Origin of the sequence: Streptococcus sp. D2, assembly GCF_006385825.1 — a bacterium.
Lineage (GTDB): Bacteria > Bacillota > Bacilli > Lactobacillales > Streptococcaceae > Streptococcus > Streptococcus shenyangsis.
Genome location: NZ_VFSI01000003.1, coordinates 119,944 through 137,716, shown reverse-complemented (window position 1 = coordinate 137,716; position 17,773 = coordinate 119,944). Strand labels below are relative to the sequence as shown.

Genomic DNA, 17,773 nt, shown 5'->3' with positions numbered 1-17,773 from the left:
GTTCTAATGTAATTTTTTTGATTTTTCAATATTTTTCAGTAATAAGAATCGGTATAAGGAAATGTTTATGAATAGAGCCAAAGCACTAATTCTTCTTCCCTTACGAAAAATTGGATTCCTAGCAATAGCAAAGGCATGGCCTTTTAAAAATCGATGAATCTGAGAATAGGCTTCAAACTGTTTATACTGATCATCTAGTAACATTTTATCCAGAATAAAGAAATGAGCATAGGCCAATCTGAAGAACGCAACCTCTTTCAAGTCAGGATAGTTTTTCACAACTTCATTGTAAAACTTTTGATAGATATCAATATAGGCTAAATCCTTCTCTGCATACGGTTTGGTCGTAATGCTATCACCTCTATGGAAATAGTAATAATAGGGTTTGGTATTAACAACGTACTTCTTAGCCAACTTGATTAAATCAAAATGATAATAAGCATCTTCGTAAATCAATCCCTTAGGAAAGGATAGGGCAGTTGCAATCTCTCTCTTGATTAGCTTATTGCAGATCGTTCCAGGTATTTTTTCACCTATGAGGTATTCCTTTAGAAATGTTTGAGAATCACAGACAAAATAATCATCCTGATTAGCTGACTGTGGGCTTTCATCATTAGCATAGACATTCATAACACCACAACTCGAAACATCCGCATCTTCTTGAATTATTTGCTCATATAAACTCTGAATCATTTCTGGATGGATATAATCATCTGAGTCAATAAAAATCAGATAGTCCCCGTGAGCCTGCTTCATTCCATCATTTCGTGCTTGCGACAAACCTTCATTCTTTTTATGAAGCACTGACACCCTGTCATCTTGTTCAGCGATTGAATCACACAAGCGACCACTTTCATCTGTTGCACCATCATCAACAAGAATAATTTCCAGATTTTGATAGGTCTGCTTCTGAATGGAAGCTATCGATTTTTCTAGGTACTGCGCCACATTATAGACTGGCACAATGACACTAATTAATGCAGTTTCCATGCTACTCCTCTAATAGTTTTTCTACTTGTTCGATTTGTTTGGCAATTGTAAATTGTTGAATGAATTGACTAGCCTCATCGACATCAAAGTTTGAGGCAGAAGTCATATAGTTCGTAATTGCCTGAGCTGCCTCTTGATTGCTCTCAATGATTTGTCCAAATCGTCCTTCTTGGGATAATTCCTCAGCCCCTCCGACATCCGTAGAGACAAAAGGGATTCCAAGGCTCAAGGCCTCCACATACACCCCAGGAAAACCTTCTTGTTTAGACATAGACAAGAGGACCTTCATCTGAGACAAATACTGATAAGGATTTTTTTGATAACCAAGGAAATGTACATAGTCCTCAAGCTCATACTCTTTAACTCGTTTTTTCAGTTCCTCTTCCATATCACCAGCACCTATGAAGTAGAGATGATAGTTTTTTCCCTCTTGGTGTAATAATCGTATCACTTCCACTACACGGTCAGAACCCTTATTTTCCTCAATCCGTCCGATAGTACAGATACTTTGAGGTGCAATCTCGATATCTATCTTCTCTTGAGATTTTTCTAGAATAGTCTTAAAATCATATCCATTGTAGACCGTCTGTAATTTCGAAGCATAATCTGGATAGACTTCCTTGATAGAATGACTGGTCTTTTTTGAAATCCCTACAATAGTATCCGCGGCATCCAACTGGCGTCTATGTGATTTCCTTTTTGAGCTATCCTTAAGAAATTCTTCGATACTTCCATGAATCCAAGAGATTTTCTTGACTTCTTTTCTTTTAGAAAACAACAGTGGTGGATTCATAATGGTAAAAGAAACTTCAACATCATAGTCATCTTTTACAAGCAAGCGACGAGTCAGCCTTGGAAAATAAATTCTCATTCTCCACAAAAAAGCTCGAATCCATCTGGCTTGGCGATAATCCTGAAGGGATTTTAACATTCGTACATGCTGGGGAACAGATTCGTATCCCTTGTCAAAGTGCTCCATTTCAAGAATATCAATATCATACTTTTCTGGATCCAGATTTGAAACAATGGTAGACAGAATCTTCTCTGCGCCACCTCCAAGAGAAAAAGACCACATAAAAAATAAGATTTTTTTCTTAGCCACCATATTCTCCCTTGTATTCTGTATAAGACTTATCCATATCAGCGATGACAGCATCATGATGCGGTACTTGCTTATTTGCTGGTGGTGGCGTCATATAATCTCCAAAAGCAGTACTGAGATAGGCATCATAACCGACTGGAATAGGCATCTCTGTCCCTTCAAATGGCAAGAAAAGATTGTCTTCAAAAGATGCGATTAGATACTTATTTCTCATGTAGCCAGGACCTGAGCATAATTCTGTGATGCCATCGCTCTCAGCTAGACCATATTTGGTCATTTCTTTCTCAGCTTTTTTCCAAATGCGATAACGGAGAGATTTGGGCGTCACGCCCAGTAAAATACGGCTTCCCCATTTCATGAGAGCCCCATGCTTTTCTGGAATAGTTTGGGCACAAAAAAGTGAATAAATCAGGGCCCAGCGAACCTGTTTCTTCCGCTCAGCTGGATTTTTCGGATAATAATCCAAAGGCAAGACATCCAAAGCCAAACCATGTGGCAAATCCAAATCCTGCTGATAAGGTTTGATACAGGTCGTTTCCTTGTCACGAATGGTAATAAAAAGATTGCGGTCGACAAAATCCGTGTTACTCTTTGACAAGAAATAACGTTCATCTGCATAAAGAGGCCATAATTCTGCCAATTTTTCATAGTCCTTACGGGGCATAAAAAAGTCTAGGTCATCGTCCCAAGGAATGAACCCCTTGTTTCGAAGGGCACCAATAGCACCTCCACCACAAAGATAGCAAAGCAAATCATGTTCTTTACAAAAAGCCACAAAATATTCAGCCATCTCCAGACTACGAGCCTGAATTGCTTTTAAATCAGTCATATTGTTCATTATTCTTTCTATCGTATCGTTTCATTATACCACAAATTAGGACTGAAAATCTATTGCAGACTGTAAAAAATCAAAGCCTGACTACTATCCAAATAGCTATCAAACTTTGATTCTTCTGTCTTATCTTATCTCAAACCCATCTGAGACAATTTATTCTGATATTTATTTTGATCGACAAGCAAGCCCAAGCCTCCATAAACATCGTAGGCATCTACCCAATCACCCAGTTCTGGAACTGTTAATCTCTCAATGCCGTTTTGTGCTCCATTTAGGAAGGATAAACCATTGGTCAATAAGAAACTATAAGGAACATTCGTTGAGGTCATTCCGAAGACCTTGCCAAGTGCCTCTGAGCCTGTAAAGAGCTTGGTTGGATCTTTGATTTGCTGAAGAACTGCTGTCAGCACTTGCTGCTGTCTCTTGGTACGACCATAATCGCCTTCATCATCATCACGGAAACGAGCATAATTAAGCAAGGTCGAACCATTCATCTGCTGTTTCCCGACTTTAATAGTCTGGGTCGGAGACTCTGTTTCCGTAGCATGTAAGTCATCTCCCACCGTAGCTTCAGTTAACGGTTGACCTTCCAAGGTTGAGAATTTGGCATCAATCATCACTCCATCTGGGAACAGCGTATCAATCGCTGTTGCAAAGGCTTGAAAATCAACCAAGGCATAGTACTTAATGTCCAAGTCAAAATTATCTTTCAAGACTTGACGAACCATTTCGGCCCCTTTTTGTCCTTCTTGTTCCCCTAGTTCATAGGCTACATTTAACTTGTTATCCGTCTGTTTCCTACTGTTAATCACTTGACTGTAACCGTCTATATAGACCAAATTATCGCGCATAAAACTGACTAGCTTGATTTTCTTATCTGAACCTCCGACATTTAATACCATAATAGAGTCAGTACGCGTCTCAGCACTATTTTGACCGATTCGCCCATCGGTACCCATGATCAAAATATTAACACCATCTCTGGTATCCTGACCATTAAAGACTTCTACTTGAGCGGCCTTAGCATTGGCAGTTTTGGTTGAATCAGCATTTGAATAGCCTTTTAGGAACATAAAAATCATGCCAAGCGCTACACAAGCTAAGATAGCCAGTAAGCCTGCGAAAATACGCCCCCACCGTAGCTTACACTTTTTAGTTTTTTTCATTGGAAGAGAATTGATTTTCTGGTATCTCTCAGAGCGACTACGACTATCATAAGAAGGGATCGAAGTGTTAGCACGTGTCTTTCTATAATCCTCGGTCAATTCTTGACTTTCTGAGGTGGCGTCACTACTTTCCCCATTCAATTTATCTTGCAAGTAAGCAAACTCTTCTTTTTCTCGCTCATTGAGATAGTGAATATTCTTAAGTAGATAGTCATAGCGTAACTGCTCGTGGTGACTTAAGGGATTTTCTTTACTCATCTTCTCTCCTTTCCATGGTCTGATATTAGATAAATAGGATAGGTACCCAAAACCTTATACTGGATTCCAATCGCTTCTAATTCTTTTTGGGCAAAGCGGACCAGATCCTTATCAGCATAGTCCACATCGATAATGAAAAAGTATTCGCCCAGTGCTGTCTTGAGTGGACGACTTTCAATTTTTGTTAAGTCAATTCCTCGCCAAGCAAAGGTCGACAGGGCCTTATAAAGTGCACCTGGAAGGTTGTCAGGTAAGGTCAAGGCCAAACTCATTTTCTCAGTTTGTGCTTGCAAGGGAATACTAGGCTTTTCAGCTCCTAAAACCCAGAAACGTGTGAAATTGGCTTCCATTTCCTGAATATCCTCGGCAATCAGTTCTAAGCCATATTCTTCAGCAGAACTTCTAGGTGCAATTGCTGCAAAGGGCTGGTCTGGATGTTCGGAAATAAAGCGGGCCGCATAGGCTGTACTAGCAGTCACCTCGATTTGAGCATCTGGATACTGTTCATCGATAAATTTCTTTCCTTGCGCCAAGGCCTGTGGATGTGAAAAAATCTTTTCAATCTTAGTATGACCTGGAACCACCATCAACTGCTGATGAATAGGCTGAACGATTTCTGCCACTGCTTGAATGTGAACCTGATGAAAAAGGTAGTCCAAGGTTTCATGAACACTACCCTCGATAGAATTTTCAACTGGCACCACAGAATAGTCCACCAAGCCTTGCTCATAGGCCTTGATGACATCTGTAATATTGGCAAAGGCCTGCAATTCCTCATGAGAAAAAGCTGTCTGCACAACGTGGTGTGAAAATGATCCCTTGGGACCTAGATAAGCAATTTTCATCTCAGTTCCTCTATAATTTCCTCTGGACTTAGCTTGGTCACATCCAAAATCCGACTAGCCACTTCCTCATACCAAGCCTGTCGTTCTTGAAAAATAGCTGCTAGTTCTTCTTTGCTATTATTTAGAAAAAGCGGGCGCTGATTGTCCTTATCAGCTGATATGCGTTGGTAGAGGGTTTCAAAATCGGCTTTTAAGTAAATATTATCAGAATTGGTTTTGAGTAAGTCGCGATTTTTCTGAGAAACGACTACTCCTCCACCAGTTGACACGACTTGGTCTGTTTGTAGTAAATCAGCTAGGACTTCTGATTCTACCTGACGAAAGGCCGCTTCTCCCTTTTCAGAGAAAAATTCCGCAATGGACATGCCTAGGCGTTTCTCTATCAGAGCATCCATATCGAGATAATCTGGGTCCAAGCCTCTTGCAATAGTCGATTTGCCAGCCCCCATAAATCCTAGTAATACCTTAGCCATGAATCAAGCTCTCCAAATCATCAAAGAAGCTAGGATAACTGGTATTGATGGCTTCTGCACGATTAAGCTCCACCTCTCCATCTGCAACCAAGAGAGCTGCGATAGCTGTCATCATGCCGATACGATGGTCTCCAAAAGTATTGACTCTAGCACCGTGAAGGGTTGATTTGCCTTTGATAATCATTCCATCTGCTGTAGGTGTGATATTCGCACCCATGCTATTTAAAGCGTCTGCCACAACCTGAATGCGGTCTGTTTCCTTGACCTTGAGTTCCTCAGCATCCTTAATAATCGTTACACCTTGAGCTTGGGTCGCCAGAAGGGCAATAATAGGCAATTCATCAATCAAGCGTGGAATCAAGGCACCGCCAATCTCTGTTCCTTTCAAGTCAGAAGACTCAACAGTCAAGGTAGCAGATTTAGCGACTGGGTCAATTTCAGTTATTTCTAGTTTTCCACCCATTGCACGAATGACATCAATAATACCAGTACGCGTTTCGTTGATGCCCACATTCTTCAGTACTAGACGAGAGTTTGGAACAATCAATCCTGCGACTAACCAAAAGGCTGCACTGGAAATATCTCCTGGAACAACTACCTTTTGCCCTGTCAATTTTTGTGGCCCTTGGACTGTGATTTTCTTGCCCTCCACACTTAAATGACCACCAAATTGTTGCAACATATCTTCAGTATGATTACGGGTGCATTCTTTTTCGATAATAACGGACTCCCCCTGAGCCTGCAAAGCTGCAAACATCAAGGCAGACTTTACTTGGGCAGAGGCAATTGGCAACTCATAGTGAATAGGTCTTAGGTTCTTCGTCCCTTTTAAGTGAAGAGGAGGCAGGTCTCGCTCAGTTTGTCCTGAAATACTAACGCCCATTTTTTTCAGTGGAAGGGTCACGCGGTCCATAGGACGTTTGGAAAGACTATCATCTCCAAACATTTCTACTTCAAAGTCTGCACCAGCAAGAACACCTGAAATCAGACGAATCGAGGTGCCAGAATTTCCCATATCAAGGGCATTTTGCGGAGCTTTTAAACCATCCATACCTACACCTTGAATGGTAATAACGCCATCTTTATCCTCAATCTCAACACCAAGATCACGAAAGACTTGCATGGTCGAAAGGACGTCTTCGCCACGTAATATATCATAAACCTTGGTCTCACCCTCAGCCAAGCTTCCAAAGATAATGGAACGGTGACTGATAGATTTGTCACCTGGAACTCGTATACTGCCGTGTAAGTGGCTAATGTTTGTTTTTAGTTTCATACTGGACCTCATACTTGCAATACTTTTACTTATTTTATCATAAAAAGCCAGAAATTCCTTAAAAATTCCTGACTTTAGGATTGTTATTTTCTTATTTTAGCAATTCTGAAACTGGTTCGAAAACAATTTTTTCAATGTCAGAAAGGTAAATGGCCAATTGTTGTTGCTTGGTAAAGAATTCTGACAATAGGTTATTTCCCTGAATCTGCTTGCCAAAGTTTTCCATCTTAGCTTGGAAGGAAGCGTCTGGCATTTGACCTGTCTGCGCTAATCTTTGAATTTCCTCTTGGAAAGCAACATATTCCGTAAAGATTTTGCTCGCCTCAGCATCTGCTGAAATCGCATCTTTAGCTGTTTTAACAGCCTTGTATTCTGGTAATTCGCGTAGGCCGCGACTGAGTTCGTTTGCACTATCGTAAATATTTGACATAATTTTCTCCTTATTTGATAACAACTGTGTAGTCGGTATTTTCTGTTATGAGGTGCTCGGCTCGTTCCAAGTCTTGAGCATTTTTAAATGAAATTTGTAGAATCCCGTGAATATCTTCACGGTTTTCCTCATTGATGTGGATATTAACCAAGGAAGTTCCACGTAGCAGTTCCAAGATTCGTAAAATGACATCTTCTTCATCGGGAACATCGACATAAAGGTCATAAGAGCTATCCACACCACCACGCTTATGGATTTCCATGGCCTGGCGTTGTTCACGCGCTTGATTGAAAAAGTTCCAGATTTGCTCTTCATCTCCCTTGCTGATGGCCTGGCCAACCTCATCTAAACGTTCCTTAAAATCCTCAATTCGCTCTAGGATAGTCTCGCGATTGGACAATAGAATGGAGGTCCACATACCTGGCTCGCTTTCCGCAATTCGGGTCATATCTCGAAAACCACCTGCAGCAAAACGCCTTGCCATCTCATGTTCTTGAGCATAAACCGCGGTCTGCTCCATGAGACTAGAAGCCAGAATATGAGGGAAATGGCTAATCTGAGAAGTCACACGATCATGCTCCTTGGCATCAATCTCGATAAAGCGAGCATGAAGACCTGAAAGCAAGTCCTTCATTTCCTCAAGTGTGTCAGGACTTGTCAGGCTTGAAGGTGTAAAGATATAATAGGCATTTTCAAAGAGATTGACATCCGCAGAAGCAGCTCCTGTCTTGTGACTACCAGCCATGGGATGGGCTCCGACAAATCGAACAGACTTGCCATCCAAATACTGCTCCGCCGCATCCACAATAGCTGACTTGGTCGAACCAGCATCTGAAATAATGACGCCTTCTTTCAAGTCCAAGTTGGCCAACTCCTTAATGAAAGCAATGGTTTGTTTGATTGGCAAACTGAGAATAATGATATCTGCCAAAGGAGCAAAACTGGCAAAATCATCCGTTGCACGGTCAATCATGCCTTCTTTCAAGGCGATATCTCTCGAAGCTTGACTGCGATTATAACCTAAAATTTTATAATCTGGATGATCGCGTTTGATACCTAGGGCCATAGAGGCTCCAATCAATCCAAGACCTACGATATAGACTGTTTTTGCCATAGGAACTCCTTAATAGTTCTTTGTATAGTCTCGGTGTTTGGCTACTGCTTCTTTTAGTTCCTCGAGATTATCTGATGAGAATTTTTCAAGGATTTCTTGCGCCAGAACCGTTGCCACAACGGCTTCCATGACCACTCCTGCAGCTGGAAGAGCAGTCGGATCGCTTCTCTCGACAGTTGCCTTGTAGGGTTCATGGGTTTCAATATCAACGCTCATGAGTGGTTTGTAGAGAGTAGGAATGGGTTTCATGACACCACGAACAACGATAGGTTGTCCATTTGTCATACCACCCTCAAATCCACCCAGGTTATTGGTGCGACGGGTATAGCCCTCTTCTTCAGACCAGAGAATTTCATCCATGACTTGGCTGCCTTTACGGTAACCCGCTTCAAAGCCAAGACCAAATTCTACCCCTTTAAAGGCATTGATAGAGACAACAGCTTGAGCTAATCTTGCATCCAATTTTCTGTCCCATTGGACATAGGAACCAAGACCAACTGGAACACCTCCAACGACTGTCTCCACAACCCCACCGATGGTATCACCGTCACGTTTGATTTGGTCAATATAATCCTTGATTTCCTGTTCTCTTTCTTGGTTGACAATAGAAACTTCAGACTGGGCAGCTCTTTCCTTAATCTCAGCAACTGTGAGATTTTCAGGAACATCGATTTCCTTGCCACCAAATACAACGACATGGTTGGCAATCTCCATATCCAGCTCAGCCAAGAGGCGTTTGGCTACTGCCCCAACTGCCACCCGCATAGTGGTTTCACGGGCAGATGAGCGCTCCAAAGAATTTCTCAAATCGTCAAAACGGTACTTGATGCCCCCAACCAAATCGGCATGACCTGGGCGAGGATGGGTGATTTTTCGTTTGCTTTTAAGGCGGTCTTCAATGTCCTCCGCAGACATGATGTCCAGCCATTTTTGATGGTCCTTATTGATGACATCCATAGTAATAGGAGCCCCTGTCGTCTTCCCGTGACGAACGCCTGAAGTAAAGACAACTTGGTCACTCTCAATCTTCATACGGCCACCACGACCGTAACCACCCTGACGGCGTTTAAGGTCTCCATTGATATCCTCTACTGCCAAAGGTAATCCAGCTGGAATTCCTTCAATGATAGCTGTCAGACGGGGGCCGTGTGATTCTCCTGCAGTTAAATATCTCATATACTCTCCTTATTTTACCAAGTAGTCTTTCATCTCTTCCAGAGAAACTGGGTGAATGGTCGCTGAACCAAGCTCTGGTACTAAGACCAATTTCAGGGTATTACCACGCGCTTTCTTATCATGAGTCAAAGCTTGATAAAGCTTATCTACATCCCAGTTTTCATAATCAACAGGCAAGCCAAATTTCTGACACATAGCTGTGATGAACTGGGTAATGCCAGTTGGCATAAGACCCTTTTTCTCAGCAACCTTGGAAATCTGCACCATGCCCATGGCCACAGCTTCTCCATGCATGACCTTGCCATAACCGGCCGTTGCTTCAATGGCATGACCAATGGTGTGACCAAAATTGAGGTAAAGGCGTACACCATTGTCCAACTCATCCTCAACTACCATCTTGCGCTTAACCTGACAAGAATGTTCAATCAAGGTCTCTGAATGCTCCAAAATACTCTCTACAGAACCATCCAGCTCTGTCAAGAGAGCCCAAAGTTCTGGATCCTCAATCAAGCCATACTTGATAACCTCACCCATCCCTTCAATCAACTCTCTTTTTCCGAGGGTTTCAAGAACAAGCGGATCAATCAGAACCCCATCTGGTTGGGCAAAGGTCCCCACCATATTTTTAGCAAATGGAGTGTTGACACCCGTCTTTCCACCGATAGAAGAATCCACCTGAGCTGTCAAGCTAGTCGGAATCTGAACAAAGTGAATACCCCGCATATAGGTTGAGGCCACAAAACCAGCCAGGTCCCCAACGACACCACCACCAAGAGCCACGATTCCATCACTACGAGTCAGACCTTGCTTGACTAAAAATTCATAGACTTTCTGGACAGTGGTAAGATTTTTCCTTTCTTCGCCTTCTAAAAAGTCAAAAACAGCTACCTGAAAACCAGCATCTTCTAGGCTGAGCTTGACCTTCTCTGCATAAAGAGAAGCTACATGGTTGTCTGTTACAATGACCACTTTTTGAGGTTGCCACAGTTCTAGCAACCATTGACCAGCCTGAGCCAGACAGCCTTTTTCAATCTGAATATCATAAGGATGATGAGGAATATCGATTCTGATTTTCATAGGAGCATCTCCCTTTCTTTATTGGTATTTTTCTGTTAAAGACTGCCAAATCTCTTCTGTCGACATTTCCTTTCCTGTCCACAGTTGAAAAGCTTCTGCAGCTTGATAGAGCAACATTCCCAGACCATTGACCGCTGGATTGCCCTGACTTCTGGCCCATTTCAAAAACGGGGTTTCAAAAGGTTGGTAAATGATATCTGCTACTAAAAGAGTTTCTGATAGGACAATGCTTTCAGGAACTGGGGATGATTGACCATCCATTCCCACACTGGTCGCATTGACCAGCAAATCCGACTCAGTAATCATTTCCTGCAATACAGAAACATCTTCTAAAGCATACAAGTCTACTTTAAAGCCTGTTTGCTCCTGTAACTTGTCTAGGTAAGGTCTTGTTTTTTCCATAGAAACGGAACGAACAAAGACAGAAATCTGACTGACACCATCCAAAATAGCCTGTGCCAAAATGGACTTGGCCGCACCACCTGCGCCCAGCAGGGTCATCTTCTTACCTGTAATTGTAAAAGAAGGCAAGCTCTTAAAAAATCCCTTGCCATCTGTATTATATCCAATTAAATTGCCATTCTCATTGACAACCGTATTAACCGCACCAATCAAGCGCGCTTCATCGCTCAGCTCATCCAAATAAGGAATCACTTGCTCCTTATAGGGCATGGATAGGTTGATGCCAAACATCTGGTAGCGACGAATATTAGCCACTGTTTCTGCCAAGTCACTCGCTTCAATCTCCCAAGCCACATAAACACCATTGGTAGCTGTCACCTCAAAGGCCCTATTGTGGATAAAGGGCGAAATAGAATGCTTAATAGGATTGGCAACAACTGCAGCTAAACGTGTATAGCCATCAAGCTTCATCCAAAATCTCCCTGATTTTTTTCATGTTAGCTAGGGAAATCTGACCAGGAGCACTAGCCTCATCTAGACTAGCAAAGGACCAGCTAGAACCAGTCACATCCGCAGTGATACGAGAGACTTTGCCCACCTTGCCCATAGAAATGGTCACATATTCCTGTTCAGGATTGAGGGTTTTAAAGCCTCGTGTATAGTTCATCAAGTCTAAGACATCCTGCTCCGTGTGAGCCATCACCGCAACCTTAACAAGTTTTGGATTTAAGCTCGTCAACTCTGACAAGATTTCCATCATATTCTCAGGTGTTTCTTGGAAATTGTGGTAACTCAAAACGAGATTTGGGAAATCCAGCATTTCCTCAAAAACATCCTTGTAGCTGTAGTACTCAAAATCAATATAATCTGGTTGATAGAGTTGCGCCACTTCCTTGATTAGATGGATATATTCTTCTGGAGAAAGGTCAATTTCTCCCCCTTCAGCACGAGTTCGCAGGGTAAAAACCAATTCACGGCCTGCAAATTTTTCAAAAATAGCTGGAGCTACCTGCAAAATCGCTTCTTTAGGCAGATAGTCGGCTCGCCATTCAATGATATCAGCATCCTGATACCTCGTGGCATCCAGAACCTGGGCCTCCTCTAAACTTCTTGGCATTACTGAAACGATTAATTTCATTTACTAACCTTCATACTAATCACCTTGAGGTAATTACTACTTTCATCTTTTTTATTATAGGCGAAATCTGCTGGAAGACCGTATTTGTTTAAAATCTGGTAACTTCTTCCTGCAAAGCCCTTATCAATTTGTTCTGTAAATTTCTGACGGGAAACATTGGCAGCATTAGTACTGGCAATAATAATACCTCCCGGATTTAAAATCTCAAGACTCTGGGAAATCAACTTGTAATAATCCTTGGCCACAGAGAATGTTTGTTTTTTGTTCCGAGCAAAGCTAGGCGGATCTAGGACAATCACATCATAGGTCAAGTCTTTTCGTTTAGCATACTTGAAATACTCAAAAACATCCATGACTATAAAACGATGGTCGCCTGTACTGATTCCATTTGCCTGAAAATGCGCTTGAGACAATTCTCGTGAACGCTTGGCTAGGTCAACAGAAGTAGTCTGGCTAGCTCCTCCCATGGCTGCAGCTACTGAAAAGGCTGCTGTATAAGAAAACATATTGAGCAAGGATTTACCCATAGCCAACCCGTCAACTAGACTACCACGTACCTCATGCTGGTCTAGGAAAATCCCTGTCATCAAGCCATCATTCATAAAGACTTGATAGAGGACACCATTTTCTAAAACAGTGAAGAAGTCAGGTGCTTCTTGACCATAAACATGGGCAGATTCATAGTCCAAACCCTTAAAACGGATCTTCTCATAGGTCCCTAAAACCTCAGGAAAAACCTGTCTAAAGGCTTCAGAAATAACCTTGCGAATCTGATAAACATAAGAGTTATACCAAGAAAAGACAGCATAGTCGCCATAAAGATCCACTGTCAGACCGCCAAAGCCATCCCCCTCTTGGTTGAAAAGACGAAAGGCAGTTGTCAATTCATCTTGATAGTAGGATTTTCTCTTTTCTTTAGCTTGTCTAAACAGTGTTTCAAAGAAAGCTTGATTGAAGGTCACCTTGTCTGTGCTCACAAACCAGCCCAAGCCCTTGTTTTGCTGAGAAAGGTAGGCAGTCCCAAGAAAGGTGCCTTCTTGACGATAGACTTCTACTTCCTGATCCTTGAGATAAACATCTGCAAGGTCGCTAGCTTCTAGTAAAACTAGTCCTTTAGCGAGCTTTTTTTCAACCCGTTTACTGACTCTTATTTTATTCATAGTCCCTATTATATCAAATTTTATGACAATTCTCAAAAAAGAAACTACCCTTGCTTTGTTACTCTAGTTTTAAAAAATGCTATACTAATACTAATAAAAACTTAGGAAGTAATTGTGTGAGAATCAATTTTAACAAAATCCAAAAAGCCATCGGTACTAGACTGGGTTTTGTCCTAACTCTTTTAACCCTCTATTGACTCAAAACCTTATTAGCCTATGCCATTGACTTTAATTTAGACATTCAATTGGGAAAGCTGCAGGGAAATTACCTTGCCTTTATCGCCTTTTTCACCCCCCCTTCCTCTAGGACTACTCCTGCTAGCTCTAGCCCTCTATGCTCGATCAACCAAGATTTTTTATAGTCTTAGTATAGCTATTTATAGTCTTTTATTCATTTGGCTTTATTCCAATGTCTTTTACTATCGAGAATTTAGTGACTTTATCACGGCTAATACTATGAAGGTGGTCAGCAAGGTATCTGTTGATACTGCGGAACTAGAGTTACTACGTCCTTGGGATCTTATCTATTTTATGGATTTCCCACTGTTGGCTTATCTTCTCTATAAAAAATTCATCCATTTGGATAGGAGACCTTTCAAATTCCGCTCCAGTGTTGCTATCACTGCTCTCTCAGCCCTGCTCTTTTCTGCTAATCTTTTCTTGGCAGAGATTGAACATCCCGATCTCCTATCGCAAGGGTTTTCTAATTATTATGTTGTCCGTACCCTTAGTTTGCCAGCCTTTTTAGGCTATAGTGCCAACCAATCCTACAGTGCCAACAAAGAACATGCTAAGGCTTCTGAGACTGACCTTCAACCTATCACAGATTATATCCAGGAACATTCTGCTAAGTCCAATCCAGACTATGTTGGCTTGGCTAAAGGGAAAAATGTGATTTATCTCCACTTGGAAAGTTTCCAGCAATTCCTACTTGACTATAAACTCAACATAGATGGAACTGAGCATGAAGTCACTCCCTTCCTAAATTCACTCTACCATTCGCAATCAACCCTAGCCTTTTCAAATATCTTTAACCAAATCAAGGCTGGTAAGACCTCAGATGCGGAAACCATGCTGGAGACTGGTTTGTTTGGACTTGACCAAGGTTCCTTTATGGTCAACTATGGAGGTACCAATACCCAGCAAGCTGCGCCTTTTATCCTATCAAAAAATGGCTATCAATCGAGTGCCGTCTTTCACGGTAATATCGGGACCTTCTGGAATCGAAATACGACCTATAAACAATGGGGCTACCAATACTTCTTTGATGCTTCCTATTTTACTAAGCAAGACAGTAGCAATTCTTTCCAATATGGTTTAAATGATAAAATCATGATGAAGGATTCTATTCAGTATCTGGAGCACTTGCAGCAGCCTTTTATGGTAGTCATGCCTGACTATGAAAAAGGACAAATTATCAATACCTACGGTGGGCAAATCGATATCTTACCAACTCTAGAACACATACTTGGTATCGAATCCAATTCCTTCCTTCAAGTTGGACAAGATCTCCTATCTCCAGACCATCAAGAAATAGTTGCCTTTCGAACTGCCAATTCCTTCGTCACACCTAAATACACCAGTTATGACGGACGAACCTACTATACTGAGAGCGGTCTTGAAATCAGTAATCTTGATGAACAAGCTCAGACTGAACTAGAAAATATCCGTCAGGCAGCCAGCCAACAGCTGAAAATCAGCGACCAGATTCAAACTGGAGATTTGATACGTTTCTACCAAGCAGATCATCTTGGAAAAGTTGATACTGAAAGTATTTCTTACCTCAATTCCTTAGCAATTCTACAAAAGATTGAGCAGGAAAAAGGTAGTCAATCAACCAGTCTCTTTATCCAACGACAAGGTAAGACCAGTACTGACCTTTTCAAGGCATCAAGTCACCAAGAACTCCACCCAGAGTCGGCAGAAACCGAATCAAAATCACAATAAAAAATGCTCTTCCGTCTTGGAGGAGCATTTCTTTTATTAAATAAAATTCAACGAAAATCAAATAGGAAACTAGCCTCAGGTTAACTGTGAGATTGTAGATAGGCTGTATCAGCAATATATGTCTGTCAAGTTTAGTAACAAAGATAGTAGAAGAAATATGAGAATATAAATCAGCTTCAGCAGGTATCTGGAAAATTTGATTTTATAGAAAAGCCTTTTGTTACAAACTCAATATACTATCAATAAATAATATCATAGAAGCAACAATAATTAAAATTTCACCTATTTGCATCATTCTATTTCGAATTTTAAATATATGTTCTATCAAAAATACTTCGATCACACACATTATAGGAATTAACGTTTTTGAAATTGAAAAATATCCAAATAAATAAACTATAAACAACAATAATAGAACTATATTATATTTCTTATTCAAAATATTCCTCCCTATATTTTTTTGATTAGTAATCTTAATAATTTACAACTACATTATAACAAACTAGGAAAGCCTTGTTAACAAATATTGCCATTCTTTTAAATTTTTTTGTGATACTCAACGAAATTCAAAGAACAAACTAGGAAGCTAGCCGCAGGCTGCTCAAAACACTGTTTTGAGGTTGTAGATAAGACTGACGAAGTCAGTGACATATATACGGTAAGGCGACGCTGACGTGGTTTGAAGAAATTTTCGAAGAGTATGAACACAATGTGATAGAAAAGTGCCACTTTGTGTGCGATAAACTATGAGCCTTTTGTGCCATATTTTTCTCCTTTCGCTTTACAATTGGCTTTAACACCTTTATTGTATCGCGTTTGGAGTTTTTTGGGTATAACCTTCGACGCACACCCGCATAGCGGGTGGTTTTTTTGTCTCGCACCTAATTGAGCGAGACGGACTGCAAATCACATAATTAAAAAAGTTGGAGCTCAGCACTCCAACAATTGCTATTAAAATGTTTGGCGTTTTGCTTTACGATCTGCACGACCTCGAGCGCGATTTTCAGCACGCTTGGTTTTACGGCGCTTTTCATCAACCGCCCATTGAATTTTTTTCTTATAACCTGGTTTGACTTTTTTCTTTTTCTTTTTAACCAAACCAATCATTTCGATATCAAGTTTATCTTGTTTTTTCTCACGGTTGGCACGACGATCACGGTCATAGGTATCTTGAAATTCCCCGTCTTTGACGATCTTAGGAATAAACTTGATTCCCAATTTCTCCAACTCACGGATATCCGAGTCATCACTTGGCTGATAAAGGGTAATAGCTGTGCCTGGTAAGCCATTGCGTCCGGTACGACCAACACGGTGCACGAAGAAGGATAGGTCTTGCGGAATGGCATCATTGATGACATGGCTGACACCTTCAATATCAATCCCACGCGCTGCCAAGTCTGTTGCGACAATGTACTCAAAATCTAGATTTTTTACCTGATTCATGATTCGCTTACGTTCACGAGGGGCAATATCTCCATGAATCTTCGCTACCTTCAATCCTTGAGCAGTCAGATATGAATGCAATTCATCAGCACGTGTTTTAGTGTTAACAAAAATCATTGCCAAATAAGGTTGCATCAACTGAGTCAATTGATAAATTTGAGCATTCTTATCACGTCCCTTAGTAGAAATCAACCAATTATCAATAGTGTCAGAAATGACCGTTTTGGTCTTGATTTTCTCCATAACAGGATTTGACAAGTATTTTTTCAAGAATGGTTGTAGTTTTTGTGGGATAGTCGCTGAGAAGACCATGAATTGCAGGTCTTTTGGAAGGCTTCCAGCAATCTTATCAACCGTTTCTAAGAATCCCATATCCAAGGTCATATCTGTCTCATCAACCACAAAGGTCTTAGCCTTGTGAATAGCTAAATCACCAGATTTAACCAAGTCGTAGATACGGCCTGGTGTTCCAATAACAATATGAGGCTGGTTACTTGCCAATTTGTCAATCTGGCGAGCCTTATCTGTCCCTCCCACATAATTAACCACACGAACTTCTACTTCTGAGTGAGTAGCAATCTGACGGGCTGCTTGGTAAATTTGAGTAGCCAATTCACGGCTCGGTGCAGTAATCACTGCCTGTACACTATCACTAGCTTCATCTAATTGCTGGAAAATCGGTAACAAGAAAGTATGAGTCTTTCCTGAACCTGTTTTTGATTCACCGACTAGGTCACGACCTGCCAAAACAATCGGAATCAACTTATCTTGCACCTCTGTAGGAGTTGTAAATTTTAACTCCTCCAAGGCTTCTCTAATATAGTTTTTAAATTGAAATTTCGTAAATGACATAATATCCTCGATTCTATCTATCTTATCAATTATACCATATTTTATTCCATTTCAGTAGTATCACTTATTTAGGCTATTTCCTGTAGCTT

The 17,773-nt window shown here is 41.0% G+C and carries 16 protein-coding genes and 1 pseudogene; 1 reads left to right on the top strand and 16 read right to left on the bottom strand.

Features of this window, described 5'->3' with window-relative positions; genetic code table 11:
* Nucleotides 1–3: 3 nt before the first annotated feature.
* From FJR73_RS02805 to FJR73_RS02740, 14 genes are all read right to left on the bottom strand, one after another.
* Entirely contained in the window at nt 4–990 is a 987-nt protein-coding gene (locus tag FJR73_RS02805) for a glycosyltransferase family 2 protein (RefSeq protein ID WP_061759771.1), read from the bottom strand.
* A 1-nt stretch (nt 991) separates the two neighbouring features.
* Nucleotides 992–2,095: a glycosyltransferase gene (locus FJR73_RS02800; protein WP_079114918.1), complete on the bottom strand. Its 1,104-nt coding sequence runs from the start codon at nt 2,093–2,095 to the stop codon at nt 992–994.
* Nucleotides 2,085–2,930 carry a phosphorylcholine transferase LicD gene (locus tag FJR73_RS02795; protein ID WP_079114917.1) on the bottom strand — a complete coding sequence of 282 codons (846 nt, stop codon included), beginning with the start codon at nt 2,928–2,930 and terminating at the stop codon, nt 2,085–2,087. Before FJR73_RS02795 ends, FJR73_RS02800 begins: the two co-directional genes overlap by 11 nt.
* A 125-nt stretch (nt 2,931–3,055) precedes the next feature.
* The gene (locus tag FJR73_RS02790; protein WP_061759770.1) at nt 3,056–4,351 is read right to left on the bottom strand and encodes an LCP family protein; all 1,296 of its coding nucleotides are present in this window, start codon (nt 4,349–4,351) and stop codon (nt 3,056–3,058) included.
* Nucleotides 4,348–5,196 carry a prephenate dehydratase gene (pheA, locus tag FJR73_RS02785; RefSeq protein WP_061759769.1) on the bottom strand — a complete coding sequence of 283 codons (849 nt, stop codon included), beginning with the start codon at nt 5,194–5,196 and terminating at the stop codon, nt 4,348–4,350. Before pheA ends, FJR73_RS02790 begins: the two co-directional genes overlap by 4 nt.
* Nucleotides 5,193–5,669 carry a shikimate kinase gene (locus FJR73_RS02780; protein WP_061759768.1) on the bottom strand — a complete coding sequence of 159 codons (477 nt, stop codon included), beginning with the start codon at nt 5,667–5,669 and terminating at the stop codon, nt 5,193–5,195. The genes pheA and FJR73_RS02780 overlap by 4 nt, the downstream gene beginning before the upstream one ends.
* On the bottom strand, nt 5,662–6,945 hold the full coding sequence (aroA, locus tag FJR73_RS02775; protein WP_061759767.1) for a 3-phosphoshikimate 1-carboxyvinyltransferase: 1,284 nt from the start codon (nt 6,943–6,945) through the stop codon (nt 5,662–5,664). The genes FJR73_RS02780 and aroA overlap by 8 nt, the downstream gene beginning before the upstream one ends.
* Nucleotides 6,946–7,036: 91 nt before the next feature.
* On the bottom strand, nt 7,037–7,375 hold the full coding sequence (locus FJR73_RS02770) for a YlbF/YmcA family competence regulator (protein WP_061759766.1): 339 nt from the start codon (nt 7,373–7,375) through the stop codon (nt 7,037–7,039).
* A gap of 10 nt (nt 7,376–7,385) precedes the next feature.
* On the bottom strand, nt 7,386–8,489 hold the full coding sequence (locus FJR73_RS02765; protein ID WP_061759765.1) for a prephenate dehydrogenase: 1,104 nt from the start codon (nt 8,487–8,489) through the stop codon (nt 7,386–7,388).
* A 9-nt stretch (nt 8,490–8,498) separates the two neighbouring features.
* On the bottom strand, nt 8,499–9,665 hold the full coding sequence (gene aroC / locus FJR73_RS02760) for a chorismate synthase (protein ID WP_061759764.1): 1,167 nt from the start codon (nt 9,663–9,665) through the stop codon (nt 8,499–8,501).
* Nucleotides 9,666–9,674: 9 nt separating this feature from the next.
* The gene (gene aroB / locus FJR73_RS02755) at nt 9,675–10,742 is read right to left on the bottom strand and encodes a 3-dehydroquinate synthase (RefSeq protein ID WP_061759763.1); all 1,068 of its coding nucleotides are present in this window, start codon (nt 10,740–10,742) and stop codon (nt 9,675–9,677) included.
* An 18-nt stretch (nt 10,743–10,760) separates the two neighbouring features.
* Entirely contained in the window at nt 10,761–11,615 is an 855-nt protein-coding gene (locus tag FJR73_RS02750; RefSeq protein ID WP_140833201.1) for a shikimate dehydrogenase, read from the bottom strand.
* On the bottom strand, nt 11,605–12,282 hold the full coding sequence (aroD, locus tag FJR73_RS02745) for a type I 3-dehydroquinate dehydratase (RefSeq protein WP_140833199.1): 678 nt from the start codon (nt 12,280–12,282) through the stop codon (nt 11,605–11,607). The genes FJR73_RS02750 and aroD overlap by 11 nt, the downstream gene beginning before the upstream one ends.
* Nucleotides 12,279–13,442, bottom strand: a complete 1,164-nt coding sequence (locus FJR73_RS02740) for a class I SAM-dependent rRNA methyltransferase (RefSeq protein ID WP_181146585.1) — start codon at nt 13,440–13,442, stop codon at nt 12,279–12,281. The genes aroD and FJR73_RS02740 overlap by 4 nt, the downstream gene beginning before the upstream one ends.
* 116 nt (nt 13,443–13,558) lie before the next feature.
* On the opposite strand from FJR73_RS02740, the pseudogene FJR73_RS02735 reads away from it, so the two are divergent.
* A pseudogene (locus tag FJR73_RS02735) lies at nt 13,559–15,389 on the top strand (LTA synthase family protein).
* 220 nt (nt 15,390–15,609) lie between these two features.
* On the opposite strand, the gene FJR73_RS10505 reads toward FJR73_RS02735, so the two are convergent.
* Entirely contained in the window at nt 15,610–15,870 is a 261-nt protein-coding gene (locus FJR73_RS10505; protein WP_140833259.1) for a hypothetical protein, read from the bottom strand.
* A gap of 470 nt (nt 15,871–16,340) precedes the next feature.
* On the bottom strand, nt 16,341–17,684 hold the full coding sequence (locus FJR73_RS02725; RefSeq protein ID WP_140833197.1) for a DEAD/DEAH box helicase: 1,344 nt from the start codon (nt 17,682–17,684) through the stop codon (nt 16,341–16,343).
* Nucleotides 17,685–17,773 lie beyond the last annotated feature (89 nt).